The sequence below is a fragment of the Azoarcus sp. TTM-91 genome, from assembly GCF_012911025.1.
In the GTDB taxonomy this organism is placed as follows: Bacteria; Pseudomonadota; Gammaproteobacteria; order Burkholderiales; family Rhodocyclaceae; genus Azoarcus.
The window spans coordinates 1-26,203 of sequence record NZ_WUEI01000023.1 but is presented as its reverse complement, the minus strand read 5'-3'; the positions used below and the strand labels follow the sequence as shown (position 1 = coordinate 26,203).

Here is a 26,203-nt window from a genome sequence, read left to right as displayed (position 1 = left end):
GCCGAGGGGGAAACGGGGTCTGCCTTGGATAAGGCGACCATTTGCCCTCGCGACTGAAATCGGCGATATGCGCGGCTCATGGCTGGCCCCGCAGCCACACCTGGGCGGCCAGGTCGTCCTGCTGCTTCTGTTCCACCGCCCGCTCCTGGCGCTGCGCTTCGCCATGCTTGCGGGCATGCACCTGGTCCAGCACCTCGTGGCGGCGGGCGGCGGCGATCAGCGCCTGCTGCGCCAGCGCCATGTCGGCCTCATGCAGCGCCAGGTCCTCGCGATGGGCGGCGGCGATGGCGGTGACCGCCTGTTTGTAGTCGGCGCAGTTGAGCGCCAGCGCCGGGCTGGCGAGCCCGCTGGCGCCGACGCTGGCGCGCAGCTGCTCCAGCCGCTCCAGGTTGCCCAGGTAGCGGGCGCGCTCGCCCTGCCGGCTCGCCATGTCGGCGCTCAGGCGGTCGACCTCGCGGCTGCGCAGCTCGACCAGCCGCTTCAGGCTGTCCAAGGGCTTGACCATGCTCATGCCATCAACTCCTCGAGACGGGCACGGGTGGCCGCCAGCGGCGCCGCTTCATGCGTGCCCTGGCGCAGGAACTCTTCGATCGCCGGGTACAGCGCCACCGCGCGGTCGGTGGCCGGATCGGCGCCGGGCACGTAGGCGCCCAGCGGCAGCAGGTCGCGCACCTGGGCGTAGCGCGCCGCCATCTCCTTAAGCGCGCGGGCGGCCTTCTGGTGGGATTGCCCCGCCACCAGCGCCATGCAGCGGCTGATGGAGGCGGCGATGTCGATGGCCGGGTAGTGGCCGCGCTCGGCCAGCTCGCGCGACAGCACGATGTGGCCGTCGAGGATGGCGCGGGCGGTGTCCACCACCGGGTCCTGCTGGTCGTCACCCTCGGCCAGCACGGTGTAGATGGCGCTCATGCTGCCCTGCTCGTTCTCGCCGTTGCCGGCGCTTTCCACCAGCTGCGGCAGCAGGCTGAACACCGAGGGCGGATAGCCGCGGGTGGCCGGCGGCTCGCCCAGCGCCAGCGCCACTTCGCGCCGCGCCATGGCGTAGCGGGTGAGCGAATCCACCAGCAGCAGCACGTCGCTACCCTGATCGCGGAAATGGGCGGCGATGGTGTGGCACAGCTCGGTGGCCTTGAGGCGCATCAGCGGCGATTCGTCCGCCGGCGCCACCACCACGATGGCGCGCGCCAGGCCGGCCGGGCCGAGGGAGAGGTCGATGAACTCGCGCACCTCGCGGCTGCGCTCGCCGATCAGCCCGACCACCACCACGTCGGCGACGATCTGGCGGGTGATGAGGCCGAGCAGCACGCTCTTGCCGACGCCGGAGCCGGCCATCAGGCCGACGCGCTGGCCCTTGCCCAGCGTCAGCACGCCGTCGATGGCGCGCACGCCCACGTCCAGCGGCTCGCGCACCGGCCGCTTCTTCAGCGGATTGACGCGCGGTGGGCGCGGCTCCAGCACATGCTCGCCACTGAGGCGGCCGAGGCCGTCCAGCGGCTCGCCCAGGCCATTGACGATGCGCCCCAGCCAGGCGGGGCCGATGCTGGGGCCGGACTGTTCGGCGGCGGGCAGCACGCGGGCGCCGGTGGCCAGCCCGTCCGGCCGCTTGTAGGGCATGAGGTAGGAGACTTCGTTGCGGAAACCCACCGCCTCGGCGGCGATCCACTCGCCGCTGGCGGTTTCGATGCGGCAGCGCTGGCCGGTCTGCAGCGGGCAGCCGACGCTTTCCAGCAGCAGCCCGGAGGCGCCGACCAGGCGGCCGGTGGGGGTCGCCACCGGCACCGCGTCAAGTTCCAGCCGCCGCAGCGCCTCGCCTATCATGCGGCCACCTCGCCATCTTCGCTGGCCGGCAGCAGCTGGCTGGAAACCTGCTCCATGCAGGCTGCCAGGCGCTGGCGGCAGCCGGCGTCGGCTTCGCGGCCATCGGCCTTGATGCGGCATTCGCCCGGCTCCAGCCGCGGATCGGCGATCAACTGCCAGCGCGCCGCCCGCTCCGGGTCCAGCTCCTTGATGCGCTGCAGCTCTTCCGGGTTGAGGAAGACTTCCACGCCCTCGCGCGCCGGCGGCATGGTCGCCAACGTCTCGTCCACCAGCGCCAGCATCTGCACCGGCTGCAGCGCCAGTTCGCAGCGGATCACCTGGCGGGCGACCTTGCCCACCAGGTCGACGACCTCCTTGCGCAATGCGGCCTGGTAATCCGCCTGCAGGTGCCTGAGGCTCTCCAGCATCGCCTCCAGCGGCGCCGCCAGGCGCTCGAAGTCGGCGCGCACCGCCCGCATCGCTTCATCCCTGCCGCTGCGCAGCCCCTCTTCCCGGCCCTGGGCGCGGCCTTCCTCCAGGCCCTGGGCAAGACCGCTGCCGTGGCCTTCGCGGTAGCCGCGCTCCATGCCCTGCTGGAAGCCGTCGGCGAGCGCGGCCTGGATGTCGGCGACGGAGCCGCCGGCCGCCGCGCTGCTGCCGAGCTGCGACAGCGGCGGGAAGCGGTGCAGGCGGTAGCCTTTCATTCCACCACCGCCTCGGCGAACAGTTGGACCTCGATCTCGCCGGCATCCGCCAGCCCCTTCACCGCGTCCATGATCTCGCGCCGCGTCTGCTCGATGCGGCTGATGGGAACCGGGCCCATGCGGCGCATGGTGTCCTCGAAGGTCTGCGCCTGCCGGCGCGGCATGGACTGCAGCACCGCGTTGCGCACCGCCGGCTCGGCACCCTTGAGGGCGATGGCCCACTGCTCCAGCGGCACCTCCTCGATGATGCGGATGATGTTGGCTTCGCTCTGGCGGGAGAGGATGAAGAAGTCGTACATGCTGACCTCGATCTCCGACACCACCTCCGGATCGCGCGCCCGCAGCAGCTCCACCATCTGCTGGCGGTTGCCCGGCAGGCGGTTGAGGATCTCCGCCGCCTGGCGCACGCCTTCCACGCTGGCGCTCTGCAGGCCCAGGCTTTCGAGGCAGCGGTCCACCACCTCGTCCAGTTCTTCCAGCAACTCGCGGTCGATCTCGTTCAGGCGGGCGACGTTGAGCAGCACCAGGTCGCGGCTCTCCTCCGGCAGCGCATCGACCACGTCGCCGGCCAGCGCCGGCGGCAGGAAGGCGAGGAAGACCGCCTGCATGCGCACATGCTCATGCACGATGCGCTCGGCCAGCCACTTGGGCGAGGCCCACTGCAGCCGCGCCATCTTGGGCCGTATGGCGTCGCCGTAGATGGTGTTGAGCACGCTGTTGGCGATGTCGGCGCCCAACGCCAGATCCAGCGAGCGCTTGAGGTAGGAGCGCGAGGCGCCATGCACCCCGCTCTGCTCGCGGTAATCATCGAAGAAGGACTGCAGCGAGTGCTTGACCGTCTCCACCTTGATGCCGCTCATGCGCGACATCACCTGGGTGACCTCCAGCAACTCCTCGCGGGAGAAGCAGCGCAGCACCGCGGCGGCGGGCTCCTCGCCCATGCTCAGCAGCACGATGGCCGCCTGCTCCAGCGGGCTCGGCTTCCCGGGAACGACCAGCTCACCCGGCTTGTTCGGATCGGCCATGATTCTGCACCCATTGTTTGACGACTTCGGCGACGCGCTCCGGCTCCTTGCCGGCGAGCACCTTCAGGTGATCGACCATCACATCCACCGGCGACCCCGGCGGCGGCAGGTCGTAGTCCTCCAGCAGTGGCCGCACCGGCATGCCACCGGCACCGGCCGGCCCTGCCAGCGGAATGGCGGTGCTGCCGGCCAGGGCGGCTGCCGCTGCGCCTTCGGGCGCGGCCAGCGCGGCCGGTTCCGGCGTCACGTCGACTTCGGGCAGCGTGTTGATCGGTGGCGCCCAGCGCTGCTGCGCCAACCGCAGCAGCGGGCGGACGACGAGGAAGAAGGCCAGCAGCGCCGCCAGCGCGTACATCGCGTAGTTGGTGGCGTCGATGACGTTGTCGCGCTCCTGCCACCAGGGCAGCGCTTCCGGTGCCGCCGGGAAGGCCATCGCCGACACCGCCAGGGTGTCGCCGCGCTGGGCGTTGATGCCGAGGCCGCTGCGCAGCAGACGCTCCACGTCGGCCAGGGATTCCTGCGTCCAGCCGGCCCCGCCCGGCGCCGCCGCGGCATTGAGCACCACCGCCACGTTCAGCTTCTCCAGCCGGCCGCGGCTGCGCTGGATCTGGGTGATGCTGCGGTCGTAGGCGTACTGGCGGGTGGTGGCGTTCTTCTGCGCGGTGCTGGCATCCTGCGCGCCGCCGACCTGGCCGTTCTGGTTCTGCGGCGGGTTGCCCTGCACCGCCACCGGCCGGTTGCTGAGCGAGCCGGGCACGCCGACCGCCAGCGGGTCGCGGCCGCTTTCCTCGCGCATCGCCTCATTGGTGATGCGCGGCGTATCGCCATAGCGCTCGTGGGTTTCCTGCACGCGGTCGTTGTCCACCTCGGCGGTGACGCTGACGCGGTAGTTGTCCTCGCCCAGCACCGGCGCCAGCAGGTCACGCACGCCGCGGCGGGTCTCGTCCTGGAAGCGGCGCGCGGCCTCGCTGCCCTGGCTGGGATCGAAGCCATCGCTGAGGTCCACCTGGGCGGACAGCAGCCGGCCGCTCTGGTCCACCAGGCTGACGCGCTGCGGGTCCAGCCCGGTGGCGCTGTCGGCCACCAGCTTGATGATGGCGGCGATCTGCTCCGCCGCCAGTTGCCGCCCCGGCTTCAGCGTGACCACCACCGAAGCGGAACTCTTGCTGCCGTCGCTGACGACGAAGGAGGAGGATTTGGCGATGGACAGGTGCACCCGCGCGGCGGACACCGCGTCCAGCGTGGCGATGCTCTGCGCCAGTTCGCCCTCCAGGCCGCGGCGGAAGCGCACGTCCTGTACGAACTGGCTGACGCCCAGCGGATCGTTGCGGTCCATCAGTTCCAGGCCGGCGGGCAGCTGGGCGGTCACGCCCTTGCCGGCGAGCATCATGCGCACTTCGCCGAGGCGGTCTTCCGGCACCAGCACCTGGCCGGTCTCGGGATGCAGGCGGTAGGCCACGCTGGCGGCATCCAGCACCGCCATCATGTCGGCCACCGCGACCTTTTCGCCGTGGCCGAACACCGGCTTGTAGCTGGACTGGTCGCGCCACATGAACATCAGCACCAGCGCGGTCACGCCCACCGCCAGCGCCACCAGCGGCACCAGGCTGCGCAGCAGCGCGGGCGACAGCACCGGCACGGCGCCGGCCGGCCTGAGCCGGGAGAGTACGGGTTTGAGGGAGGCAATCACGGTCGCTTGTCCAGGTGTAGTGGAGTCAAAGCTGCAGCTTGATGAGCTCGTCCACCGCGCCCACCACCTTGTTGCGCACCTGCATCAGCATGGAGAAGGACAAGCTGGCCTCCTGGCTGGACAACATGGCGCCGACGAGATCGTCGCTGGCGCCGCTGTCCACCGCCTCGGCACGCTCGCCGGCGGTGCGGGACTGATCGTCCACCCCGCGCACCGCCTGCCACATCACGTCGGCGAAGTTCACTTCGGAAGCCGAGCCGAAGCCGGCCGGCAGGGTGGGCTTGAGCACCGGCAGGGCAAGCCCACCGGCGATGCCGGCAGCGTCGGCCCCCATCCGGGCGGCCTCGGCGCGGAGTACCGCATCCAGTCCCAACTGCATTGATCTCTCCTGTAGCGCCGTAATGAAAACCCCGGCGGCAAACAAATCAAAAAAGGCGTTTAAGAAAATCCGCGGATGGTCGCCTTATACCGAAGGCATCAATCGAGGGCGTGACTATATTGGGTCACGAAGTGAATCGGGAGATATATCGAAGCAATGTTAGAGAATCGTTAGAAAAGCAAATCTGCAATTCAATTCCATTCAGAAAACGTCAATCGCGCATCGTGCAAAAAATTGAAGCGCGAGAAATCCCCCTGCGCGGAATATTCATTCCGTGCAACATCCGCGATTCGGATCGCAATAAAAATACAGTGAATTGACCGCAGGGCAATAAACCGGACGGCATTAGCCCTGCCGCGCGAAGTCAGCGCAGCATCGATGCGAACATCAAGTGTATCCGGGTGGTTTCATGACGCTTTCCTTGTCGTGAGCTCTGCGATCCCATCGGGGAGCACACGCACGCGGAGAGGCCTCAGCTTCGCCAGAACGGCGGAATGACAGACTTGAACACCATCAAACCCTTGATTTAAAAAGGATTTGAAGCAAGCCAAGACGGTGGCTCAAGTCCGGCAACCCCGCTATCTTGACCCGCCCGCATGCCGCGGAAGGGTGTTAGACCGGAAGCTTTGCGACCCCGCCTTTCGTGCGGGTGTGCCCTAGTTGTATCTTCAAGTTACATGACGCTTACACATCCCGTCAAGCAGATGGACGAGTTTTTTTGCATTTTTTTCGCAGCGCACCATGACGCACCAATTTGAATCACGAAAATAAAGAACAGCACCAAGCGGGTTCATAAAATTGTCAACTTCCGCACCCCGCCTTTTTAATCTACCGCTTCTTCTTCAATTTCGTCCTATTTTTCCAGAACACGCATTATATTTAATTTTCCGTTATTGAAATTCGATCCAAATCCGAATTCGTGCGTATAGAATCGCGCCGAATCGGATCCGAACTCCAACCGAACGCCCAAGTATCGCTCCGCCGCATTTCGTGGAATCGCGCGAGACGCCCCGTCAACGGCAGGTCCAAAACGGCAGGTCATTACCGACGAGCATGAACACCACGCCTCCCACCGCCTCCGATCACTATCCGGTACTGGACCCGTGCTGCCTGGGGCGGCCGGTGCACTTGCTGGACAAGTTCACCGCGCTGTTGCGGGACGACCTCGCCGAGTTGCTGCGAACCCGGCTCAACCGCCGCTACCGCGCGAGCTTCCAGGTCGGCAAGGTTCAGCTGGCGCAGACGCCCGCCCTGCCGGCACGGCGCTGGCGGGTGTTCGACCATGGCGCCGGCCGCGTCGCCTTCTCGATGGACCGGCGGCTGCTGCTCAGCATCCTTGCTTACCGTTACGGCGCGGCCAGCGTGCCGGAGGCCGATGGCGAGCCCCAGCCGGAGACGGCGACCGAGGAACGGCTGTGCGGCTTGCTGGGCAAGCAGTTCGTCGCCACGCTGGCGCAGCGGGTGGCCCTGCTGCCGGGCGCGGACACCACCTGGAGCGCGGAAAGCGGCGAGCCGGCGGAGATCCCGCTGACTCCGCCGGTGGAGCGCACCTGGCTGCTGCGCGCCGAGCTGGTCGAGCCCGGCCACGGCATCTCCGGCGAGTTGCTGTTCGCCCTGGACGAGGCCTGGATGAGCCGCATCCTGCGCGGCGTCGCCCCCGCCGCCGAGCGCACCCGGCCCGGCAAGCTTCCGCCCAAGCCGCTGGCTGCCCGCCTGCCGCTGGTGCTGGTGGCGCGCCTGCTGGAAAAGGAGTTGCCGCTGGGCGCGTTGCTGGATGCCCGGGTGGGCGACGTGATTCCGATGCAGCTGGGCCCCACCGAAGTCCTCATCGGCAACTCCCTGCTGTTCCGCGCCGCGGTGGCGGAACACAAGGGCAAGCTCTGCCTGACCTCTTTCGAAGATGTGGAGTAATCACATGGAACTCACCGACAACGTCGAGATGGACAAGCTGCTGGAAGACTTCGGCGACGAGGCCGAGGCGGGGGCCGGGGCGGAGCTCCGCCCGGAGCCCGCGCCGGCCCGCCCGCGGCGCGACATGTCGCAGATGATGCGCAAGATCCCGGTGACGGTGACGCTCGAAGTCGGCGCCGCCCGCGTGTCGCTGCAGGATCTGATGGAGCTGGGCCAGGACAGCGTGCTGGAGCTGGACACCATCGCCGGCGAGCCGCTGGTGATCAAGGTGAACGGCACGCCGATAGGCCGCGCCGAGGTGGTGGTGGCGGGCGAGAACTACGGTCTCAAGGTGGTGGAACTCACCGATCTCGACCTGGGCACGCTCGCCCCATGACGCAGCGCCCGCCCGCCGGCGTGGCGCCAGGGCTGGCCCTGGCGCAGGCGCCGGCGCCTTCACCCGCGGCCGCCGGCCGCCCTTCCCGCCTGCCGGCGCTGTTCGCCTGCGCGGCGGCGCTGGGCCTGGCGCTGCTGCCGCAGCTCGCCGCGGCCGCGTCGGTGCCCATCATCGGCACCACGACCCAGGGCAATACCACCGATTTCACGGTGAAGACCCAGGTCCTCATCCTGATGACGCTGCTCGGGCTGCTGCCGGTGCTGGCGCTGATGATGACCAGCTTCGCCCGCTTCGTCATCGTGCTGTCGCTGCTGCGGCAGGCGCTGGGCCTGCAGCAGGGCCTGCCCAACCGCATCATCACCGGCGTCGCCCTCATCCTCACCCTGCTGGTGATGCGGCCCATCGGCGAGCACGTCTGGCTGAACGCTTTCATGCCCTATGACGAAGACCGCATCGGCCTGCAGGAAGCGCTGAAGATCGCCGAGGCGCCGCTGTCCCGCTTCATGCTGGCGCAGACGAGCAAGAGCGCGCTGGCGCAGATCTCCCACCTGGCAGGCGAAGGCGAGGTGGCCGACCCGGCGGACCACGCCTTCACCGTCAAGCTCGCCGCCTTCGTGCTGAGCGAGCTGAAGACCGCCTTCCAGATCGGCTGCATGCTGTTCATCCCCTTCCTCGTCATCGACCTGGTGGTGTCCTCGGTGCTGATGGCGATGGGCATGATGATGCTGTCGCCCCTGGTCATCTCGCTGCCGCTCAAGCTGCTGCTGTTCGTGCTGGTGGATGGCTGGACGCTGACGGTGAACACGCTGGTGACCAGCGTGAGGATGGTGTCCTGATGCGCGCCGGAGGCCGCCCGTGCTGACGCCCGACATCGCCACCGACCTCGTCGGCGAGAGCCTGCGGCTGGTCATGCTGATGGTGCTGCTGCTGATCGGCCCCGGCCTCATCGTCGGCCTGCTGGTGGCGCTGTTCCAGGCCGCCACCCAGATCAACGAGCAGACGATGAGCTTCCTGCCGCGCCTGCTGGTCACCCTGCTCGCCATCATGCTGATGGGGCACTGGCTCACCGGCGCGCTGATGGATTTCTGCGTGTCGGTGTTCCAGCGCGCGGCGCTGCTGGTCGGCTAGGCGCCGGGGCGGCGATGGAACTGGTGATGGGGCAGATGGTGCAGGCGCTGGGCGCGCTGTGGTGGCCCTTCTGCCGCACGCTGGCGCTGCTCAGCGCGGCGCCGATGATAGGCGAGAACATGGTGCCCATCAGCGTGCGCGTGCTGCTGTCGCTGGTGCTCGCGGTGGTGCTGCTGCCGGCGGTGCAGGCGCCGGTGGGGCTGGAGCCCATCTCCCTGGCGGCGGTGGTGGCCACCGCCGAGCAGGCGCTGATCGGCTTCGCGCTCGGCCTCGCCTTCCATCTCACCGTCGCCATCGTCATGGTGCTGGGCTACCTCATCGCCTCGCAGATGGGCCTGGCGATGGCGCTGATGAACGACCCGATGAACGGCACCTCGTCCGACGTCGTCTCCACCCTGCTCTACATCCTGGTGGCGCTGGTGTTCTTCTCCATCGACGGCCACCTGGTGCTCACCGGCGTGCTCGGCGCCAGCTTCCAGGCCTGGCCGGTGGGCGGCGGGCTGGCGGCCTTCATCGGCCAGCCGCTGGAGACGCTGGCCCATGCGGTGGCCTGGGTGTTCTCCGCCGCGCTGCTGCTGGCGGTGCCCATCGTGTTCTCCGCCTTCGTGGTGCAGCTGGGCTTCGGCTTCCTCAACCGGGTGGCGCCGGCCTTCAACCTGTTCTCCCTCGGTTTCTCCATGGTGGTGGTGTTCGGCGTGTTCATGCTGGCCTACCTGGTGCGCTTCATTCCGGCGCATTACATCCGCATGACCGAGCGGGTGCTGGAAATGCTCACCTACAGCATGGGGCGCTGAGCGATGGCCGATCAGTCCACCGGCGAGAAGACGGAAAAGGCCACGCCGCAGAAGCTGCGCAAGACGCGCGAGCAGGGCCAGGTGGCGCGCTCGCGCGACTGGGCCACCGCCGTCGGCCTGCTCATCAGCCTGCAGCTGGTGATGCTGCTGGCGCCCGGCTGGCTGGAGGATTTCCGCATGCTGCTGCGCCAGGGCTTCGCCGACCTCTCCGGCGACGGCAGCGCCATCGACAACGTCTGGTCCAACGCCTTCAGCGCGGCGCTGCTCCTGCTGCTGAAGATGGTGGTGCCGCTGACGCTGATTCCACTGCTGGTGTCGCTGGCCTCGGTATTCCCCGGCGGCTGGGTGCTCAGCGCCAAGAACCTGCAGCCCAAGCTGGAGCGGCTGAATCCGCTGGGCTATGCGAAGCGGCTGTTCAAGCCCAAGCATGTGGTGGAGGTGATCACCACCGCGCTGAAGGCGGCCACCATCGCCACGGTGCTCTACCACGTCACCCGCAGCAGCATGGCGGCCTTCCTGCACCTGCAGTCGCAGTCGCTGGACCAGGCGCTGATCCACGGCATGGGGCTGATGAGCAACGGCATCATGGCCATGTGCGCCGTCTTCGTCGTCTTCGCCCTCATCGATCTGCCGGTGCAGCGCCTGGTGTTCCTGCGCGAGCAGCGCATGAGCAAGCGCGACCTCAAGGAAGAACACAAGACCAGCGAGGGCCGGCCGGAAGTGCGCCAGCGCGTGCGCCAGCTGCAGATGCAGATGGCCCGCCGCAGCGTGCGCAAGGCGGTGCCCACTGCAGACGTGGTCATCGTGAACCCGGAGCACTACGCCGTCGCCCTGAAGTACGACGACCGCCGCGCCGAAGCGCCCTTCGTCGTCGCCAAGGGGGTGGACGAGATGGCGCTCTACATCCGCACGGTGGCCGCCGAGCACGGGGTGGAGGTCGTTCCGCTGCCGCCGCTGGCGCGCGCCATCTACAACACCAGCCAGGTCCATCAGCAGATTCCGGCGCCGCTCTACAAGGCGGTGGCGCAGGTGCTGACCTACGTGCTGCAGCTGAAGGCTTTCCGCGGCGGCCAGCGCCCCGGCGAGCCCTTGCTGCCCGGCGATCTGGCCGTTCCCACGCATCTGAGCTGAAGACGTTTACGCCATGAGCTACCTCGCCCGCCTCCTCGCCGACCTGCGCCGCTACCGCATCGTCGCGCCGCTGTTCCTGCTCGCCCTGCTGGCGATGCTGATCCTGCCGCTGCCGCCGGTGGTACTGGACGTGCTGTTCACCTTCAACATCGTGATGGCGCTGATCATCGTGCTGGTGAGCGTGACCGCCAAGCGGCCGCTGGATTTCTCGGTGTTCCCCACGGTGATCCTCGCCACCACCCTGCTGCGGCTGGCGCTGAACGTGGCCTCCACCCGGGTAGTGCTGCTGCACGGCCACGAAGGCACCCACGCCGCCGGCCAGGTCATCGAGGCTTTCGGCCATGTGGTGATAGGCGGCAACTTCGTCGTCGGCCTGGTGGTGTTCGTCATCCTGATGATCATCAACTTCGTCGTCGTCACCAAGGGCGCGGAGCGCATCTCCGAGGTCTCCGCCCGCTTCACGCTGGACGCGCTGCCGGGCAAGCAGATGGCGATCGACGCCGACCTCAACGCCGGCCTCATCAACCAGGAAAAGGCGCAGGCGCGGCGGCGCGAGGTGGCAGCCGAGGCGGACTTCTACGGCGCCATGGACGGCGCCTCCAAGTTCGTGCGCGGCGACGCCATCGCCGGCATCCTCATCCTGCTCATCAACATGGTCGGCGGCATCGCCATCGGCGCGCTGATGTACGACCTGTCGCTGGGCGACTCCTTCCGCCTGTACTCGCTGCTCACCATCGGCGACGGCCTGGTGGCGCAGATTCCGGCGCTGCTGCTGTCGGCCGCCGCCGCCATCATCGTCACCCGCGTCAGCGACGCCGGCGACTTCGAACAGCAGCTGGGCACCCAGCTGCTGGCCTCGCCCCAGGTGCTGTACGCTGCCGCCGCGCTGATGCTGGCGCTGGGCATCATCCCCGGCATGCCGTGGGCCACCTTCCTCACCTTCGCCGCGGTGCTCGCCTTCGTCGCCTGGCGAGTGAGCAAGCTGGGGCCACGGCCCGCGCCGGCGGACATGGAGGCGGTGGAGACCGCGCTGGTGGCGGAACGCCCGCCGGAGCTGGACTGGCGCGCCCTGCCCTTCGTCGAGCCGCTGGCGGTGGCGGTGGGCTACAAGCTGGTCGGCCTGATCGACCAGGCGCATGACGCGCCGCTGTCGCGCCGGGTGAAGGGCGTGCGCCAGACCATGAGCGAGACCCTGGGCATCCTGCTGCCGCCGGTGGCGATACGCGACGACCTCGCACTCAAGCCCAGCCAGTACGCCATCCAGCTCTCCGGCACCAGCGTCGCCCAGGGCGAGATCCTGGCCGACCGCCTGATGGCGATTCCCTCGCCCCAGGTATATGGCGAGGTGGACGGCATTCCCGGCATAGACCCGGCCTACGGCATGGCGGTGGTGTGGATCGCCGCGCAGGACAAGGCCCATGCGCTGGGCATGGGCTACCAGGTGGTGGACGGCGCCAGCGTGATCGCCACCCACCTCTCCAAGGTGATGCGCGACAACCTGCCGGAGCTGCTGCGGCATGAAGACGTACCAGCGCTGATGGAGCGGCTGGCGGCGCTGGCGCCCAAGCTCTCCGGCGCGCTGGAGAAGGCGCTCAACCACAGCCAGCTGCTCAAGGTGTTCCGCACCTTGCTGGCGGAGAACGTGTCGCTGAAGGACATCGTGCCCATCGCCACCACGCTGCTGGAGAACGCCGAGGCCACCAAGGAGCCCATCCTGCTCGCCGCCGAAGTGCGCTGCACCCTGCGCCGCCAGATCGTCGCCGGCATCGTCGGCAACAGCGGCGAGATGAAGGCCTTCAACCTCGGCGGCGAGCTGGAGAACATGCTGCTGGGCTCCCTGAACCAGGCCCGCCAGGCCGGCAAGGTGGCGCTGGACAACTTCCCGATAGACCCCAACCTGCTCGCCCAGCTGCAGAGCAACATGCCGCTGGCGCGGGAACAGATGAAGCAGCAGGGCACGCCACCACTGCTGCTGGTGATGCCGCAGGTGCGCCCGCTGCTGGCGCGCTACGCCCGCCTGTTCGCGCCGGGGCTGCATGTGCTGTCCTACAACGAGATTCCCGAGCAGCGGGAGGTGAGCATCGTGGGCTCGCTGGGGTGAGTTCGAGGTGCGGCGCTGGCTTGAGGGCGCTCAGCAAGAACGGCTGCGCCGGGTTTGAAGGCCTTCCCCTCTCCCGCGCCCCCTCTCCCACGTTCGGAGAAAACCGCTGCACCTGCAACTCTGCGGCGTTTTTTCGACGAGCTGCATCTGTTTGCAGGACTAGGGACTGGGGGCCGGGCAGAGGGGGCGGCCCGCCGGGATTGCTGCACGCAGCAATCCCGGCTCTTCCTCTCCTTCCCCCTCTACCCGCTCAAGCCCGCGCGCGGTTGTCCTTCGCCATCGCGCAACCCAGCAATACCACCGCCACTTCCGCCGCTGCCCGGAACAGGCCGGGCGCCAGGGCCGCTGCCGCGGTGCCGGGTGACAGACCGGCCAGCGCGGGCACGGTGATCGGCGGCTGGCCGTGCATCAGCGCCACCTTCAGCAGCCGCAGGTCGGCGCTGGCCATGGCGGTGGCGATGGCCGGCAGGGCATCGCGCACCGTCGGCATGCCTTCACGGCGCTCCACGCCCAGGCTGAGCTGCACGCCGCCTCCGCCGCCCTGCACCTGGATGACCACATGGCCGAGGCCGGGCAACACCAGTTCCAGCCGCAGCGCATAAGTGCGCAGCCGGCGCCGCGGCGGCGTGCCCTCCTCCTCTTCCACCGGCAGCACCCGCAGCATCGCCGGCACGCCGCCCCAGGCGAACACCGGGAAGATCCAGCGCTCCACCTGGGCCGGCGCCACGTTCGGGGCGGTGTCCGCCAGGCCGGCGGCGGGGGCGAACATGGCCTGCATGCCGGCGAGCTGCGCCCGCGCCAGCGGCTCGTCCATGCCTACACCCAGCACCAGGTGGCGCCAGCCCTGGGCCAACGTTGCCGGATCGGGCACATGCCAGGAGATCTGCCGCAGCGCGGCCTGATCCAGCCGCATGGCCGCCGGCTCGGCGTTCGCCGCCGGCGGGGCCGCCGCGCCGCCGCGTGCGCCGAGGTTGCCGAACAGCTCCAGTTCCAGCCGCGGCGCGGTCGAGAGCACTTTCAACATCAGCACGTCACCCGGGGCGAGATCCCGGCTGAGGCGCCCCAGGCCCCCCAGACGCAAGGACAGTCCATCCTCGGTGCGCGCCAGCAGATCGTCGCCCAGCGCCTCGGAGAAGGTCAGGCGCAAGGTGTCGCCGGCATTCGGCAATGACCTGGCTTCGTTGCCGCCATGGGGATGTATGGCCTGGGTATGGACGACCGCTGCAACCCGTCCCACGCTCATCTTCTAGCCCTCCACTTGCAGTCCGCACGCAGGCCGCGTGCGAAAAAAAAGCCGCCCGCGGCTGCGGTCGGCTCTGCCTTCGGACGGCCCCGCGAGCGCGGGGCCGCAAAACGCCGAGCGCTTACTGCATCAGGCTCAGCACCAGCTGGGACATGCTGCTGCTCTGCTTCAGCATCGAGGTGCTGGCCTGCATCAGCAGTTGCTTGCTGGTCATGTTGGCGGTTTCGCTGGCGTAATCCACGTCCATGATCCGGCTGCGCGCTTCCGTCGTGTTGGTGCTCATGTTCGACAGGTTGTTGTAGACATGGTCCAGCCGGTTGGACGCCGCGCCCAGCTGGGAGCGCAGCTCGCCCACGTCGTCCAGCGCATCGGCGATGGTGTCGATCATGCCGTTGGCCGCGGTGGCGTCGTCGATCTCGGTGCCGATGGCGGTGGGCGTGGTGGCGTTGTAGAAGGAGCTGATGCCGCCCAGCGCGGTATCCAGGCCGGTGAGAGCGGTGGAGGCGTCCACTTCCATGGTTTCGTCGGAGGTGGCGCCGATCTGGAAGGTCAGCGCGGCGGACAGCTTGCCGTCCGGGCCGCCGACGGCGCCGAACAGCTTCTCACCGCCGAAGGAGGTGTTGCCGATGATGTTGGCCAGTTCGGAGCCCAGGGCGTCGAACTCGGACTGCATCGCGGTGCGGTCGTCGTCGGTGGCCGACGCGGTGGCGGATTCGGTCGCAAGGTCCTTCATCCGCATCAGGATGTTGGTCACTTCCTCGAAGGCGCCTTCGGCGACCTGCATCATCGAGATGCCGTTCTGGGTGTTGCGCATCGCGACCGACATGCCGCGCGTCTGCGCCTCGAGACGAGTCGCGATCTGCAGGCCGGCGGCATCATCCATCGCCGAGTTGATCCGGTAGCCGGTGCCCAGGCGGGTCATCGAGGTGGACAGCGCCTTCTGGTTGCTGCCAACGGCGGCAGTCGTGGAGAGCGCGGCGGCGTTGGTGTGTAGGCTAAGCATGGCAAGTACTCCTGGCTGGGTTGGTGACGGGCGCCTGCTGCTCGCCCTCACTGATACAAGGCGACCCGGTGGCCTGCGGACTTAAACCGGATTGCGTGAAAAGAGCGCCCGGAGCCGGCGTTCGTTCACGCTGTCCGGCGGGCGACGGAGGCAAAAAAAAACGGCCGCCGCGGCGACCGTCTTTCCTTCTGCTTTCATGACATCCGGCTTGCCGCCGGAGGTCAGCGCAGACTTACTGCATCAGGCTCAGCACCAGCTGGGACATGCTGCTGCTCTGCTTCAGCATCGAGGTGCTGGCCTGCATCAGCAGTTGCTTGCTCGTCATGTTGGCGGTTTCGCTGGCGTAATCCACGTCCATGATCCGGCTGCGCGCTTCCGTCGTGTTGGTGCTCATGTTCGACAGGTTGTTGTAGACATGGTCCAGCCGGTTGGACGCCGCGCCCAATTGCGAGCGCAGGGAACCGACGTCGTCCAGCGCGTCGGCGATGGTGTCGATCATCGTGTTGGCGTCGGTGGCGGCGCTGATTTCGGTGCCGGCGGCCGGGGTGGCGGCGAACATGGTGCTGATGTCGGCCAGCGCGGTGGCGAGGTCGCCCAGCGCGTCACTGGCGTCGACTTCCATGGTTTCGTCGGAGGTGGCGCCGATCTGGAAGGTCAGCGCATCCGACAGCTTGCCGCCGGTGCCGTCCAGCGTGGTGCCGCTGCTGAACAGCTTCTCGCCGCCGAAGGAGGTGTTCTGGATGATGTTGGCCAGCTCGGAGCCGAGGGCGTCGAACTCGGACTGCATCGCGGTGCGGTCGTCGTCGGTGGCCGACGCGGTGGCGGATTCGGTCGCAAGGTCCTTCATCCGCATCAGGATGTTGGTCACTTCCTCGAAGGCGCCTTCGGCGACCTGCATCATCGAGATGCCGTTCTGGGTGTTGCGCATCGCGACCGACATGCCGCGCGTCTGTGCCTCGAGACGAGTCGCGATCTGCAGGCCGGCGGCATCATCCATCGCCGAGTTGATCCGGTAGCCGGTGCCCAGGCGGGTCATCGAGGTGGACAGCGCCTTCTGGTTGCTGCCAACGGCGGCAGTCGTGGAGAGCGCGGCGGCATTGGTGTGTAGGCTAAGCATGACAAGTACTCCTGGCGGTTTGGTGGCGGGGGCATAATGCAGTCGCCCTCCCTTTCCGAAGGCGACCCGCCAGACGGCGGACTTAAATCGACGCCGTATCAAACCACCTCACCACCCAACACTCAGGCTTCTGGATGCAGCTCTACCCCCATTCCTGCCACGCCCGCCGGCTGCGCTGCAATCAACCGGCGGGCGGCTTTCCGATACGCATGGCCGGCCCCACACCGGGTGCCGGCCGCAATCGGAGAGCATCATGGAAAACGAGCGAAAACGAACACGGGCGCTGCGCCGTCATCACCTCGCCCGCCTCAAGGCCCGCTGGCTGAGACGCGCCTGCCAGAACCCCTTTCCGCCCAGCTGGCGCCTGGCAGACGCCGAGCGTCAGCGCTACGCGGCCGTGCGCGCCCGTACGCCGGCGCCGTGCAGTTGCTGGATGTGCGGCAACCCCCGCCGCTGGGGTGAGCGCACCGTGGCCGAACGCCGCGACGCAATGGCTGCAGACGATGCGGAGCATGCGCTGCGGCAATCCTTGTCGTAAGCGCGCAACGTGCCGCGGCGCATGATGGCTAGCCGCCGCGGCCGCTTCTAGACTGGGGAATGCGGCCCGTCCGGGCCCGTCCCAGGAGAGAAAACAAGATGCGTACATTGCCCGCCCTGCTTGCCGCCGCCGTGATCGGCAGCGGCCTGTTCGCCACCGCCGCCTACGCAGCCGATGCGCCCGCAGGGGCCTGCACGGCGCGCGCCGACGAGAAGAAACTCGCCGGCGCCGCGCGCAGCAGCTTCCTGAAAAAGTGCGAGAAGGACGCCAACACCATGTGCTCCGCCAGCGCCACCGAGAAGAAGCTGGCCGGCGCCGCCAAGGCCAGCTTCGTCAAGAAGTGCGTCAGCGATGCGGTGAACGGCGCAGCGCAGTAAGGATCTTCTGCCCTGCGCGCCCGTCCGCCTCCAGGCCCAGCTCGCGCTGCACGGCCTGGATGGCCTCGCGGGTGCGCGCACCTATCATCCCGTCCGGGTTGCCGATGTCGTAGCCGCGGGCGATCAGCAAGGTCTGCAGCTCGCGCCGCTCGGCGCGCGACAGGCCGGCATCGTCGGTCGGCCACGGCGTGGCGAAGGGCTGGCCGCCGCGCAGGCGGTCCGACAGATGGGCGATGGCCAGCGCGTAGCTCTCGGCGGCGTTGTAGGAATAGATGGCGTCGAAGTTGCGGGTGACGAGGAAGGCCGGCCCCTGCGGCCCCGCCGGCAGCAACAGGCCGGCCGGCGTCGCGCCCGCCGGCAGCGCGCTGCCATCCACCTGGCGCAAGCCGCGCGCCGCCCACTCCGACATCGGCTTCTTGTTGCGCCGGCCGGCACCCGAGGTGTCCAGCCCCGCCGGCAGCTTCACCTCGAAGCCCCAGCGCTGGCCCGGCTGCCAGTTGGACTTGCGCAGGTAGTTGGCGGTGGAGGCCAGGGCGTCCGGCACGCTGTCCACCAGGTCGCGACGGCCATCGCCGTCAAAATCCACCGCCAGCCGCAGGTAGGTGGAAGGCATGAACTGGGTGTGGCCGAAGGCGCCCGCCCAGGAGCCGACCAGTCGCTCCGGCGCCATGTGCTCGTCCTGCATGATCTTCATGGTGGCGAAGAACTCGCCGCGGAAATAAGGCTGGCGGCGGCCGAAGCAGGACAGGGTGGACAGCGAGGTCAGCAGCGAGCGGCTGCCGAAGTTGCGCCCGTAGTTGCTCTCCACGCCCCACACCGCCACCACCGTGGCCGGATCGACGCCGTACTCCGCCTCCACCCGCGCCAGCACCGCTTGCCACTGCGCCAGCATGGCGCGGCCGTCGGCCACGCGCTCTTCGTCCACCAGCCCGGCGAGGTAATCCCAGATCGGGGTGACGAACTCTGGCTGGGCATCGAGCAGGCCGATCACCGCCATGTCCGGCTGCAGCGCGGCGGTGGCGGTGTCGAAGGTCGCGGCGGTGACGCCCTTGGCGGGCGCCTCACCGCGCAGGCGGGCGAGGCATTCGGAAAACTCGTCGGCCGCGGTGGCCGGAACGGAAAGCGGCAGGCAGGCGGCCGCCAGCGCGAGGCTCAGGATCTTGGCGTTCATGGGCCGGCATTTTAACGGCCGGGGAGCGCAGGGACGACCGCTGGAGAGATACGGATACAAGCGCGGGCCGGATGGCGCCGGGAGCGGGCGCGTTGAGCGCCCCGCCATCCCGGTAGTACCATTTCAATACCGAGATGGAGATCAGAGCATGCCCAATCTGTCCGTGAAGCTGGACGAAACGACGCGCCAGCGCCTGCAGGAAGCCGCCGCCCGCCAGGGGGTGACGCCGCATGCGCTGATGGTCAGGGCCATAGACCGCGAGCTGGAGCGCGCCGCCGCGCACGATGCCTTCGTCGCCCGTGCCTTGCAGGCGCGCGCTGACGTGGAGGCCAGCGGCACCGCCATCGACGGCCCCGCCTTCGCCGACTACCTGCGCAAGCGCGCCCGCGGCAAGGCGGCCCCCCGACCGGCGCCGCAAGCCCTGCTGCCCGCCGACGACAGCGAAGCATGACGCGCTGGCTGCTCGCACCCGAGGCAGCCGACGACCTGGAGCGCCTCACCGACTTCCTGCTGGAAGCCGACGCCAGCGCCGCCATCGAAACGGTGGATCTCATCCTCGATGCCCTGGCCATCCTCGCCCGCCATCCCCGCATCGGCCGCCCGCTGCCGCAGGGCCTGCGCGAACTGGTGATCTCCCGCGGCCAGTCCGGCTACCTGGCGCTGTACAGCTACGACGAGGCGGCGGACATCGCGCTGGTACTGGCGCTGCGGCACCAGCGGGAAGAGGACTATCTCTAGTTCGGACGACTCACCGCCGGCTGCACGCCGGAAGGAAAAACGCCGCGCTTGAAGGCGGCGGCGTTCCGTCCGGATGCACAGGCGCCCTCCACGCCCGCCCTGCGCCGGGCGGGCGTGGAGGAAAGCGCGACCTCAATACGTCTTGTACGGCAGGAACTTGCCGCTCATGGTGATGCTCACCCGGTCGCCCTTGGGGTCGGGCTCGCGCTGCAGGTCCATCTTGAAGTCGATGGCGCTCATGATGCCGTCGCCGAACTCCTCGTGGATCAGTTCCTTGAAGGTGGTGCCATACACGCTGATCAGTTCGTAGAAACGGTAGATCAGCGGGTCGGTGGGTACGGCGGTGGGCAGCGAGCCCTTGTAGGGCACCACCTGCAGCTGGGCGATGGCGGCCTCCGGCAGCTCCAGCGCGGCGCCGACGGCATTGGCCTGGGTTTCGGTGAGGGTCATCTGGCCGAGCAGCGCGGCGGTAGCCCACTCCTTGCTCTGGCCGACGATCTCGGCCAGCTGGGCCCAGGTGAATTTGTTCTTGAGCTTGGATTCCAGGATCAGGGCGGTGACTTCGTTGCGGGTCATGGGAGTCTCCTTCAGGCGGATGCGGATGACAGGGGTTTGAGCAGTGACACGGCGGCGGCCGTGCCGGCGGAAAGCGGGAGCACCTCAGCGCCGCCCTCCAGGCCGGGGCGGACCAGAGGCGGATTGCGCGGGTCGTGGGCCGCGGCGGCGGGCTCGCCGGCGGCGTAGTCGCGCGAGCGGTTCACCAGGAAATCCACCAGGTGATTGCGGATGCGGTAGTACTGCGGATCGTGGTGGATGGTGGCGCGGCTGCGGTCGCGCGGCATGGTGATGTCCACGATCTCGGCGATGCGGGCATGAGGCCCGTTGCTCATCAGCAGCACCTTGTCGGCGAGCAGGATGGCCTCGTCCACATCGTGGGTGATCATGAATACCGTCTGGTGGGTGGCCTGCACGATGGCGAGCAGCTCGTCCTGGATGGTGCCGCGGGTGAGCGCGTCCAGCGCGCCGAAAGGCTCGTCCAGCAGCAGCATCTTGGGCTGGATGGCGAAGGCGCGGGCAATGCCCACCCGCTGCTTCATGCCGCCGGAAAGCTCCGCCGGTTTCTTGTGCAGCGCATGGCCGAGGCCGACCATCTCCAGGTAGCGGATGCTGTGCGCCTCGATCTGCTTCGGCGTCCATTGCGGCCAGCGCGAGCGCACGCCGAACTCCACGTTCTTCAGCGTGCTGAGCCAGGGCAGCAGCGCATGGCCCTGGAACACCACGCCGCGGTCCAGCGAGGGGCCGCGCACCTCGCGGCCGTCCATGATGACCACGCCTTCGCTGGCTTCGTCCAGGCCGGCGAGCACGTTGAGGATGGTGGTCTTGCCGCAGCCGGAGTGGCCGACGATGCAGGCGAACTCGCCCTTGGCGATGCCGAAGTGGATGTTCTCGAACACCGTGTTGGCCGGCTTGCCGGCGGGACCGGGGTAGCGCTTGGCGAGCGCCTCGACCTTGAGGAAGGGCTGGGTCATTGCGCTCATTCCCGGTAGGTGACGGCGCGCGCGAGGCGGGCCAGCAGGGTATCCAGCGCCATGCCGATCAGGCCGATGAAGAGGATGGCGCTGATGATGTTGGCGATGGAGAGGTTGTTCCACTCGTTCCACACGAAGTAGCCGATGCCGGTGCCGCCGACCAGCATCTCGGCGGCGACGATGACCAGCCAGGCGATGCCGATGGAGATGCGCATGCCGGTCATGATGGTGGGCGCAGCCGCCGGCAGGATGACCTGGAAGGCGGTGCGCAGCCGCGACACCTCCAGCGTGCGGGCGACGTTGAGCCAGTCGCGGCGCACGCCGGCAACGCCGAAGGCGGTGTTCACCAGCATCGGCCACAGCGAGCAGATGAAGATGACGAAGATGGCGGAGATGCCGGAATCCTTGATGGTGTAGAGCGCCAGCGGCATCCAGGCCAGCGGCGACACCGGCTTCAGCACCTGGATGAAGGGGTCCAGCGCCTTGTAGATCAGCGGCGACATGCCGATCACGAAACCCAGCGGAATCGCCACCAGCGCCGCCAGGCCGAAGCCCAGCAGCACCCGGCCGATGGAGTACAGCAGCTGGATGCCGATGCCCTTGTCGTTGGTGCCGCGGTCGTAGAAGGGGTCGGACAGGTGCTCCCACAGCTTGGCACCGACCTCGCCCGGCGTCGGCATGGCCGACTTGGCGCCGGTGGAGGCGGCCTGCCCGACCAGGGCGGCGTACTCGGAATCCACCGTGGCCTCGGCGGCCGGCTGGTAGGTGGCGAGGTACCAGACGCCGACGAGCAGCGCGAGAAAGAGCGCTGACAGCAGCGGCGCCAGCCAGGGTCGGGCGGACTTCATGGCTCAGCCCCGCTTGATGGCGAAGCTGTCGACGTAGGCCGCCGGCTGCTTCGGGTCGAAGGTCTTGCCCATGACGACGATGGGCCTGGCCGGATCGGCGGCGGGCATGCCCAGCTCCTTCATCAGGCGGGCGGCGTCGGTGGCGAGGAACACCTCCTTCGCCACCTTGGCGTAATCCACCTCGCCCTTGAGCTGCCCCCAGCGCTTCATCTGGGTGAGGATCCACACCGCGAAGCTGTCGTAGGGGAAGGGGTCGAAGTCGATGCGGTTGGGGTCTTTCTTCACGTTGCCCAGGCCGTCGGCGTAGGTGCCGGTGAGCACCTGCTCCACCACCGTCACCGGCTGGTTGAGGTAGTTGGCCGGGGCGATGGCGGCGGCGATCTCCTTGCGGTTCTCGGCCTTGCGGGCGTAGGCGGTGGCGTCGAGGATGGACTTCAGCAGCGCGTGGTAGGTGTTGGGGTTCTGGGCGACGAACTCCTTGCTGGCGGAGAACACGCAGCAGGGGTGGCCGTCCCAGATCTCCTTCGACAGCAGGTGAATGAAGCCGACGCCGTCATACACCGCGCGCTGGTTCACCGGGTCGGGGGCGAGGAAGCCGTCGATGTTGTCGGCGCGCAGGTTGGCCACCATCTCCGGCGGCGGCACCGAGCGGATCTGCACATCGCGGTCCGGGTCCAGGCCGTGCTCCGCCAGGTAGTAGCGCAGCAGGTAGTTGTGCATCGAGTAGTCGAAGGGCACGGCGAACTTGAAGCCCTTCCAGTCCTTGGGATCGCGCTTGTCCTTGTGCTTCATGGCCAGCGTGATGGCCTGGCCGTTGATGTTCTCCACCGCCGGCGCGGTCCAGGGAATCGGGTTGGAGCCGGTGCCCGTGGAGATGGCCAGCGGCATCGGCGACAGCATGTGGGCAGCGTCGTATTCCTTGGCCAGCGCCTTGTCGCGGATTACCGCCCAACCGGCGGTCTTCACCACTTCCACGTCCAGGCCGTACTTGGAGTAGAAGCCCAGCGGGTGGGCCATGATGATGGGCGTGGCGCAGGTGATGGGGATGAAGCCCACCTTCAGCTTGGTCTTCTCCAGCGCGCCGGCGCCCTGGGCGAAGGCCTCCTTCGCCAGTCCCAGCGGGAACAGGGTGGAGACGGCGGCCAGCGCGGTGCCGGCGCCCACCGCGCGCAGGAAGCCGCGGCGCATCTCGTCTTGCGGAAACAGCGCGCGCATCACCGCGCCTTCCACCACGCGGTCCTGCAGCTGGCGCGCTTCCAGCGCCTCGGCATGGTCGTGCTCGGCCTGGCTGGCGTGGCGGCCGCAGGCGCAGCCGCTGCGGTGCAGGCGCACCCGGTGATCGAAGGGATTGCGGAAAGCGGACATGGGGGGCTCCTTGTGAAGGTTCAGGCGGACTTCAACAGCGGGGAAAGGGAAGCGGGCTGGGATGCGGACTGAGCGGCGGGCGCGCCGGCGGCGTATTCGATGTCGTGGGCGTAGCTGTCGTAGCCGCGCTGGTATTCCATGACGCGCGCCACCTCGCGCACGAAGCCTTCGTCGTAGCCGGCGCGGCGCAGCAGGTGCAGGCCCAGCTCCACGCCGGCGCTCATGCCGCCGGCGGTGACGAGGCGGCCGGCGTCCACCACCCGCGCATGGCTCACCCGGCAGCCGGGAGCGAGCTCGGCCAGGCGATCTATCGGCGTCTTGCCCAGGTGGGAGGCCTCGTAGCGGTCCGGCTCCTTGCGGTTGGTGGCCGGCAGGCCGTCGAGCAGGCCCATGCGGCCATACACCCAGGAGCCGGTGCCCACGCTGGCGAGCAGGCAATCCTCGGGCAGGCTGCGGATGTAGTCGTGCAGGCGGCGGTTGTGCATCTCCTGGCGCACGCCGGGGCCGCCGGGCAGCAGCAGCGCGTCCATCGCCGGGTTCTCGGCCAGGGCGTAGGCGGGCTGCACGGTGAGGCCGGCGCGGGTGCTCACCGGCCGCGCGCCCTCGGCGAGGATGAAGACCTGCAGCTCGGGGTCGAAGCGCTGGGCGGCGGCGAACACGCCGCAGGGGCCGGCGTAATCGGCGATCTCGGCGTCGCGGAAGAGATAGACGCCCAGTCTGAAACCCGGCTTGCGCAGCATGACGGCCCCTGTGGCTGACGGATGGCCTCATCTTGTGCGCCCCGCGCCGGCGCCGGTATCGCGGTTGTCGTGATCCGTTTGTAGTGCTGGCACTACACGCTGTGGCGGGGCGGCCCTGGCCAAACACCCGCCTCGGCCTCAGATCGGCAGCAGGTCCTGGCGGGCGGCGTAGGTCAGCAGCTCCACCATGCTGCGCACGCCCAGCTTGTCGAACACCCGGCTGCGGTAGGTGGAGATGGTGTTCACCGACAGCGACAGCTGTTCGGCGATCTCGGATATCGAGCGCCCCTGGGCCAGCAGCTTCAGCACCTGGAACTCACGGTTGGAGAGGGTTTCGTGCGGCGGCCGGGCTTCGTCGGCGCGCACGTTGCGGGCCAGCAGCTCGGCGATCTCCGGGGTGATGTAGACGCCGCCGCCGGCCACCTTGGCGATGGCGGCGAACAGGGTTTCCGGCGAGCAGCCCTTGTTGAGATAGGCAGCGGCGCCGGCGCGGATGGAGCGCACCGCGAACTGCGTCTCCGGATACACCGACAGCATCACCACGCCGGTGGCGGGAAACTCGCTGCGCACGGCCTTGAGCACGTCCAGGCCGTCACGGTCGCCGAGGGCGATGTCGAGCAGCACCACATCGGCACCGGCCGCGCGCAGCGCCCGCAGCGCGGCGGGGCCGTCCTCCGCCTCGCTCACCGCGCCGATGCGGCCGTCGCCGGCGAGGATCTGCGCCAGGCCGCGGCGGATGATCATGTGGTCGTCCACGATGAGCACGCGGATGCCACCGGCGCCCAGGCCGCTTGCGCGGCCGCCCATCGTCCGGCCTTCCCTGCCGTGGTCTTCCGCTACCGGCTTGTCCATGCTCCCTCCTCGCTCAGGCCAGCACGCCGGGCAGCCGCAGGCTGACCACGGTGCCGCGCCCCGGCTCGCTGTCTATGGAAAGCTCGCCGCCGATGGCGCGCGCCCGTTCGTGCATGCCCAGCAGGCCGAAGCTGGTGGGCTGGGCCGGCACCCGCATGCCGCAGCCATCGTCCTCCACCGCGATCACCAGGTCGCGGTCCAGCGCCCGCGCCAGCAGCGCCACCCGGCCGGCGCCGGCGTGGCGCTGCACGTTGGTGAGCACTTCCTGGACGATGCGGTAGACGGCGATCTCCGCCTCCCGCCCCAGCCGGCAGCGCTCCACCGCCGGCGGGCAGACGAAGCTGCAGCGCAGGCCGCCACGCGCCTGCACGTCCTGCAGCAGGCATTCCAGCGCCGCCCACAGGCCGAGGTGGTCGAGCACGCCGGGGCGCAGGTCGTTGAGGATGCGGCGCACCGCGCCCATGGCGGTGGCGCCGATCTCCAGCGCGGCGTCGATGTGGGCCAGCATCTCTGGCTGCTGGTCCAGGCGCTGGCGTAGCCAGTTCAGCTCCAGTTGCATGGCGGTGAGGGAGGCGCCGAGGTCGTCGTGGATGTCGCGGGCGATGTGGGCGCGCTCTTCCTCCCGCACCGAGTTCATGTGCGCCGACAGCCGCCGCAGGCCGTCGCGGGCCTGGCGCAGCTGCAGGTTGGCGGTGGACAGCTCGGCGGTGCGCTCGGCCACCCGCCGCTCCAGCTCGGCGTGCGCCACTTGCAGCGCGGCCTGGGTGCGTTTGCGCTCGGTGATGTCGGTGAAGGTGACCACCGCGCCCACCACCGTCTCGCCGTCACGTATCGGGTAGGAAGCGTATTCGGCCGGAAAGGCGCTGCCGTCGCGCCGCCACAGCACCTCGTCCTCCACCCGGCAGCCCTGGCCTTCCTTGAAGGCCTTGAAGATGCGGCAGTCGTGCACCGGCATCAGCGCCGCGTCCGCATGGGAGTGGTGGATGAGGTAGTGCATGTTGCGGCCCAGCACCTCGTCCGCGCTGTAGCCCAGCATCTCGGCGCCGGCGCGGTTGATGAAGATGCAGCGGCCGCGCAGGTCGATGCCGTAGATGCCCTCGCCCGCCGATTCGAGCAGCATCTCGAGCTGGCGCCGCCAGGCGGCGTGGTGGGAAAGCTGGTGAAGGTCGGCGAACATCGGTGGCTCCGCATGGGACCACGGAGCCCGCGCAAGAAAAGTGCCGGCCCGGCCGCCCTGCCCACCGGGCCGCGGACCGCGTGGGGCGGGACAGGGGCGGTGGCGCGTCGCAGCCATCGCTTGCCGCGGCGGAGCGGACACTCGGCATCGCCGGCAACCGCGGGGGCGAGCGCCTCGTCATCCGCCTTGCAGTGCGCCCTACACGCCCGGCGGCGGTGCGCATCCGGCCGCCGGCACCCGCCGGCCGGGGCAATCGTTCAGCTTCCGCTCAGCCTGGGCACACTCCCGCGGCCGCCCCCGCCGAGGCACCAGATGCGGGCACTGCGCCCGGGCCACACCCCAGGGCAGTGCGCGACAGGGGGGATGCGACCGGTTCCCCCTGCCCTCTCCGCGCTCAGGCGCCCAGCAGCGCCAGCGCCGCCGCATGCAGGGCCGGCGTGGCGGCGGCCACTACCCGCCCGTCCGAGCC

Annotated in this window: 28 protein-coding genes and 1 riboswitch; of the genes, 11 read left to right on the top strand and 17 right to left on the bottom strand. The window is 68.9% G+C overall.

Features of this window, described 5'->3' with window-relative positions; genetic code table 11:
- Positions 1-76: 76 nt before the first annotated feature.
- The 6 genes from GRF61_RS09120 to GRF61_RS09095 are packed head-to-tail and all read right to left on the bottom strand — an operon-like array spanning position 77 to position 5,595.
- On the bottom strand, positions 77-511 hold the full coding sequence (locus tag GRF61_RS09120; RefSeq protein ID WP_169150350.1) for a flagellar FliJ family protein: 435 nt from the start codon (positions 509-511) through the stop codon (positions 77-79).
- Complete coding sequence (gene fliI, locus GRF61_RS09115) at positions 508-1,818, bottom strand: flagellar protein export ATPase FliI (protein ID WP_169150349.1); 1,311 nt, start codon at positions 1,816-1,818, stop codon at positions 508-510. The genes GRF61_RS09120 and fliI overlap by 4 nt, the downstream gene beginning before the upstream one ends.
- On the bottom strand, positions 1,815-2,501 hold the full coding sequence (gene fliH / locus GRF61_RS09110) for a flagellar assembly protein FliH (protein WP_169150348.1): 687 nt from the start codon (positions 2,499-2,501) through the stop codon (positions 1,815-1,817). The genes fliI and fliH overlap by 4 nt, the downstream gene beginning before the upstream one ends.
- A complete protein-coding gene (locus GRF61_RS09105; RefSeq protein WP_169150347.1) occupies positions 2,498-3,526 on the bottom strand; it encodes a flagellar motor switch protein FliG in 1,029 nt (342 codons plus the stop codon). The genes fliH and GRF61_RS09105 overlap by 4 nt, the downstream gene beginning before the upstream one ends.
- Positions 3,501-5,216 carry a flagellar basal-body MS-ring/collar protein FliF gene (gene fliF / locus GRF61_RS09100; protein WP_169150346.1) on the bottom strand — a complete coding sequence of 572 codons (1,716 nt, stop codon included), beginning with the start codon at positions 5,214-5,216 and terminating at the stop codon, positions 3,501-3,503. Before fliF ends, GRF61_RS09105 begins: the two co-directional genes overlap by 26 nt.
- A gap of 25 nt (positions 5,217-5,241) precedes the next feature.
- Positions 5,242-5,595 carry a flagellar hook-basal body complex protein FliE gene (locus tag GRF61_RS09095; protein ID WP_248281169.1) on the bottom strand — a complete coding sequence of 118 codons (354 nt, stop codon included), beginning with the start codon at positions 5,593-5,595 and terminating at the stop codon, positions 5,242-5,244.
- A gap of 565 nt (positions 5,596-6,160) precedes the next feature.
- Positions 6,161-6,261: riboswitch (cyclic di-GMP riboswitch) on the bottom strand.
- Positions 6,262-6,648: 387 nt separating this feature from the next.
- Between GRF61_RS09095 and GRF61_RS09090 the strand changes: the two genes are divergently transcribed.
- From GRF61_RS09090 to GRF61_RS09060, 7 genes are read left to right on the top strand one after another with little or no spacing between them, the layout of a single operon-like run.
- The gene (locus GRF61_RS09090; RefSeq protein ID WP_169150345.1) at positions 6,649-7,506 is read left to right on the top strand and encodes a FliM/FliN family flagellar motor C-terminal domain-containing protein; all 858 of its coding nucleotides are present in this window, start codon (positions 6,649-6,651) and stop codon (positions 7,504-7,506) included.
- Between the two features lie 4 nt (positions 7,507-7,510).
- Positions 7,511-7,882, top strand: coding sequence for a FliM/FliN family flagellar motor switch protein (locus GRF61_RS09085; RefSeq protein ID WP_169150344.1), 372 nt, complete (start codon positions 7,511-7,513; stop codon positions 7,880-7,882).
- A complete protein-coding gene (gene fliP, locus GRF61_RS09080; RefSeq protein ID WP_169150343.1) occupies positions 7,879-8,718 on the top strand; it encodes a flagellar type III secretion system pore protein FliP in 840 nt (279 codons plus the stop codon). The genes GRF61_RS09085 and fliP overlap by 4 nt, the downstream gene beginning before the upstream one ends.
- Before the next feature lie 19 nt (positions 8,719-8,737).
- Positions 8,738-9,010 carry a flagellar biosynthetic protein FliQ gene (locus tag GRF61_RS09075; RefSeq protein ID WP_133587976.1) on the top strand — a complete coding sequence of 91 codons (273 nt, stop codon included), beginning with the start codon at positions 8,738-8,740 and terminating at the stop codon, positions 9,008-9,010.
- A 14-nt stretch (positions 9,011-9,024) separates the two neighbouring features.
- Entirely contained in the window at positions 9,025-9,804 is a 780-nt protein-coding gene (fliR, locus tag GRF61_RS09070; RefSeq protein ID WP_169150342.1) for a flagellar biosynthetic protein FliR, read from the top strand.
- Between the two features lie 3 nt (positions 9,805-9,807).
- Positions 9,808-10,935 (top strand): flagellar type III secretion system protein FlhB, encoded by a 1,128-nt coding sequence (locus tag GRF61_RS09065; protein ID WP_169150341.1) that lies wholly within the window; start codon positions 9,808-9,810, stop codon positions 10,933-10,935.
- Positions 10,936-10,948: 13 nt separating this feature from the next.
- Positions 10,949-13,036: a flagellar biosynthesis protein FlhA gene (locus GRF61_RS09060; protein ID WP_169150340.1), complete on the top strand. Its 2,088-nt coding sequence runs from the start codon at positions 10,949-10,951 to the stop codon at positions 13,034-13,036.
- Between the two features lie 250 nt (positions 13,037-13,286).
- Here the strand turns inward: GRF61_RS09060 and GRF61_RS09055 are convergent, their stop codons facing one another.
- From GRF61_RS09055 to GRF61_RS09045, 3 genes are all read right to left on the bottom strand, one after another.
- Positions 13,287-14,279, bottom strand: coding sequence for a hypothetical protein (locus GRF61_RS09055; RefSeq protein WP_169150339.1), 993 nt, complete (start codon positions 14,277-14,279; stop codon positions 13,287-13,289).
- Between the two features lie 121 nt (positions 14,280-14,400).
- Positions 14,401-15,282: a flagellin gene (locus tag GRF61_RS09050; RefSeq protein WP_169150338.1), complete on the bottom strand. Its 882-nt coding sequence runs from the start codon at positions 15,280-15,282 to the stop codon at positions 14,401-14,403.
- A 232-nt stretch (positions 15,283-15,514) separates the two neighbouring features.
- Positions 15,515-16,399 carry a flagellin gene (locus GRF61_RS09045; RefSeq protein WP_169150337.1) on the bottom strand — a complete coding sequence of 295 codons (885 nt, stop codon included), beginning with the start codon at positions 16,397-16,399 and terminating at the stop codon, positions 15,515-15,517.
- Positions 16,400-16,652: 253 nt separating this feature from the next.
- On the opposite strand from GRF61_RS09045, the gene GRF61_RS09040 reads away from it, so the two are divergent.
- Both GRF61_RS09040 and GRF61_RS09035 read left to right on the top strand, forming a co-directional pair.
- On the top strand, positions 16,653-16,937 hold the full coding sequence (locus tag GRF61_RS09040; RefSeq protein WP_211165851.1) for a hypothetical protein: 285 nt from the start codon (positions 16,653-16,655) through the stop codon (positions 16,935-16,937).
- A 98-nt stretch (positions 16,938-17,035) separates the two neighbouring features.
- Positions 17,036-17,314 (top strand): hypothetical protein, encoded by a 279-nt coding sequence (locus GRF61_RS09035; protein WP_169150336.1) that lies wholly within the window; start codon positions 17,036-17,038, stop codon positions 17,312-17,314.
- On the opposite strand, the gene GRF61_RS09030 is transcribed toward GRF61_RS09035, so the two are convergent.
- Complete coding sequence (locus GRF61_RS09030; protein ID WP_169150335.1) at positions 17,283-18,485, bottom strand: lytic murein transglycosylase; 1,203 nt, start codon at positions 18,483-18,485, stop codon at positions 17,283-17,285. The two genes, GRF61_RS09035 and GRF61_RS09030, sit on opposite strands and share 32 nt — an antisense overlap.
- A gap of 148 nt (positions 18,486-18,633) precedes the next feature.
- On the opposite strand from GRF61_RS09030, the gene GRF61_RS09025 reads away from it, so the two are divergent.
- Both GRF61_RS09025 and GRF61_RS09020 read left to right on the top strand, forming a co-directional pair.
- Positions 18,634-18,936 carry a hypothetical protein gene (locus tag GRF61_RS09025; protein ID WP_169150334.1) on the top strand — a complete coding sequence of 101 codons (303 nt, stop codon included), beginning with the start codon at positions 18,634-18,636 and terminating at the stop codon, positions 18,934-18,936.
- On the top strand, positions 18,933-19,223 hold the full coding sequence (locus GRF61_RS09020; protein WP_169150333.1) for a type II toxin-antitoxin system RelE/ParE family toxin: 291 nt from the start codon (positions 18,933-18,935) through the stop codon (positions 19,221-19,223). The genes GRF61_RS09025 and GRF61_RS09020 overlap by 4 nt, the downstream gene beginning before the upstream one ends.
- 132 nt (positions 19,224-19,355) lie before the next feature.
- On the opposite strand, the gene cynS is transcribed toward GRF61_RS09020, so the two are convergent.
- The 7 genes from cynS to GRF61_RS08985 form a co-directional block, all read right to left on the bottom strand.
- A complete protein-coding gene (gene cynS / locus GRF61_RS09015) occupies positions 19,356-19,799 on the bottom strand; it encodes a cyanase (RefSeq protein WP_169150332.1) in 444 nt (147 codons plus the stop codon).
- 11 nt (positions 19,800-19,810) lie between these two features.
- On the bottom strand, positions 19,811-20,752 hold the full coding sequence (locus tag GRF61_RS09010; RefSeq protein WP_169150331.1) for an ABC transporter ATP-binding protein: 942 nt from the start codon (positions 20,750-20,752) through the stop codon (positions 19,811-19,813).
- Between the two features lie 5 nt (positions 20,753-20,757).
- Positions 20,758-21,600, bottom strand: coding sequence for a nitrate ABC transporter permease (gene ntrB / locus GRF61_RS09005; protein ID WP_169150330.1), 843 nt, complete (start codon positions 21,598-21,600; stop codon positions 20,758-20,760).
- A 3-nt stretch (positions 21,601-21,603) separates the two neighbouring features.
- A complete protein-coding gene (locus tag GRF61_RS09000) occupies positions 21,604-22,965 on the bottom strand; it encodes a CmpA/NrtA family ABC transporter substrate-binding protein (protein WP_169150329.1) in 1,362 nt (453 codons plus the stop codon).
- A 20-nt stretch (positions 22,966-22,985) separates the two neighbouring features.
- Positions 22,986-23,705, bottom strand: a complete 720-nt coding sequence (locus GRF61_RS08995) for a DJ-1/PfpI family protein (protein WP_169150328.1) — start codon at positions 23,703-23,705, stop codon at positions 22,986-22,988.
- A 138-nt stretch (positions 23,706-23,843) separates the two neighbouring features.
- Positions 23,844-24,557: a response regulator transcription factor gene (locus tag GRF61_RS08990; protein ID WP_211165850.1), complete on the bottom strand. Its 714-nt coding sequence runs from the start codon at positions 24,555-24,557 to the stop codon at positions 23,844-23,846.
- Between the two features lie 13 nt (positions 24,558-24,570).
- Positions 24,571-25,734, bottom strand: a complete 1,164-nt coding sequence (locus tag GRF61_RS08985) for a PAS domain-containing sensor histidine kinase (RefSeq protein WP_169150327.1) — start codon at positions 25,732-25,734, stop codon at positions 24,571-24,573.
- Positions 25,735-26,203 lie beyond the last annotated feature (469 nt).

Coding starts and splice junctions, on each gene's coding strand:
- GRF61_RS09095 (WP_248281169.1), bottom strand. CDS start 5,595: ATGCAGTTGGGACTGGATGCGGTACTCCGCGCCGAGGCCGCCCGGATG.
- GRF61_RS09030 (WP_169150335.1), bottom strand. CDS start 18,485: ATGAACGCCAAGATCCTGAGCCTCGCGCTGGCGGCCGCCTGCCTGCCG.
- GRF61_RS09055 (WP_169150339.1), bottom strand. CDS start 14,279: ATGAGCGTGGGACGGGTTGCAGCGGTCGTCCATACCCAGGCCATACAT.
- GRF61_RS08995 (WP_169150328.1), bottom strand. CDS start 23,705: ATGCTGCGCAAGCCGGGTTTCAGACTGGGCGTCTATCTCTTCCGCGAC.
- ntrB (WP_169150330.1), bottom strand. CDS start 21,600: ATGAAGTCCGCCCGACCCTGGCTGGCGCCGCTGCTGTCAGCGCTCTTT.
- GRF61_RS09060 (WP_169150340.1), top strand. CDS start 10,949: ATGAGCTACCTCGCCCGCCTCCTCGCCGACCTGCGCCGCTACCGCATC.
- GRF61_RS08985 (WP_169150327.1), bottom strand. CDS start 25,734: ATGTTCGCCGACCTTCACCAGCTTTCCCACCACGCCGCCTGGCGGCGC.
- fliH (WP_169150348.1), bottom strand. CDS start 2,501: ATGAAAGGCTACCGCCTGCACCGCTTCCCGCCGCTGTCGCAGCTCGGC.
- fliI (WP_169150349.1), bottom strand. CDS start 1,818: ATGATAGGCGAGGCGCTGCGGCGGCTGGAACTTGACGCGGTGCCGGTG.
- GRF61_RS09120 (WP_169150350.1), bottom strand. CDS start 511: ATGAGCATGGTCAAGCCCTTGGACAGCCTGAAGCGGCTGGTCGAGCTG.
- GRF61_RS09090 (WP_169150345.1), top strand. CDS start 6,649: ATGAACACCACGCCTCCCACCGCCTCCGATCACTATCCGGTACTGGAC.
- GRF61_RS09035 (WP_169150336.1), top strand. CDS start 17,036: ATGCGTACATTGCCCGCCCTGCTTGCCGCCGCCGTGATCGGCAGCGGC.
- GRF61_RS09020 (WP_169150333.1), top strand. CDS start 18,933: ATGACGCGCTGGCTGCTCGCACCCGAGGCAGCCGACGACCTGGAGCGC.
- GRF61_RS09000 (WP_169150329.1), bottom strand. CDS start 22,965: ATGTCCGCTTTCCGCAATCCCTTCGATCACCGGGTGCGCCTGCACCGC.
- GRF61_RS09105 (WP_169150347.1), bottom strand. CDS start 3,526: ATGGCCGATCCGAACAAGCCGGGTGAGCTGGTCGTTCCCGGGAAGCCG.
- fliP (WP_169150343.1), top strand. CDS start 7,879: ATGACGCAGCGCCCGCCCGCCGGCGTGGCGCCAGGGCTGGCCCTGGCG.
- fliR (WP_169150342.1), top strand. CDS start 9,025: ATGGAACTGGTGATGGGGCAGATGGTGCAGGCGCTGGGCGCGCTGTGG.
- cynS (WP_169150332.1), bottom strand. CDS start 19,799: ATGACCCGCAACGAAGTCACCGCCCTGATCCTGGAATCCAAGCTCAAG.
- GRF61_RS09045 (WP_169150337.1), bottom strand. CDS start 16,399: ATGCTTAGCCTACACACCAATGCCGCCGCGCTCTCCACGACTGCCGCC.
- GRF61_RS09025 (WP_169150334.1), top strand. CDS start 18,634: ATGCCCAATCTGTCCGTGAAGCTGGACGAAACGACGCGCCAGCGCCTG.
- GRF61_RS09065 (WP_169150341.1), top strand. CDS start 9,808: ATGGCCGATCAGTCCACCGGCGAGAAGACGGAAAAGGCCACGCCGCAG.
- GRF61_RS09010 (WP_169150331.1), bottom strand. CDS start 20,752: ATGACCCAGCCCTTCCTCAAGGTCGAGGCGCTCGCCAAGCGCTACCCC.
- GRF61_RS08990 (WP_211165850.1), bottom strand. CDS start 24,557: ATGGACAAGCCGGTAGCGGAAGACCACGGCAGGGAAGGCCGGACGATG.
- GRF61_RS09050 (WP_169150338.1), bottom strand. CDS start 15,282: ATGCTTAGCCTACACACCAACGCCGCCGCGCTCTCCACGACTGCCGCC.
- GRF61_RS09040 (WP_211165851.1), top strand. CDS start 16,653: ATGGAAAACGAGCGAAAACGAACACGGGCGCTGCGCCGTCATCACCTC.
- GRF61_RS09085 (WP_169150344.1), top strand. CDS start 7,511: ATGGAACTCACCGACAACGTCGAGATGGACAAGCTGCTGGAAGACTTC.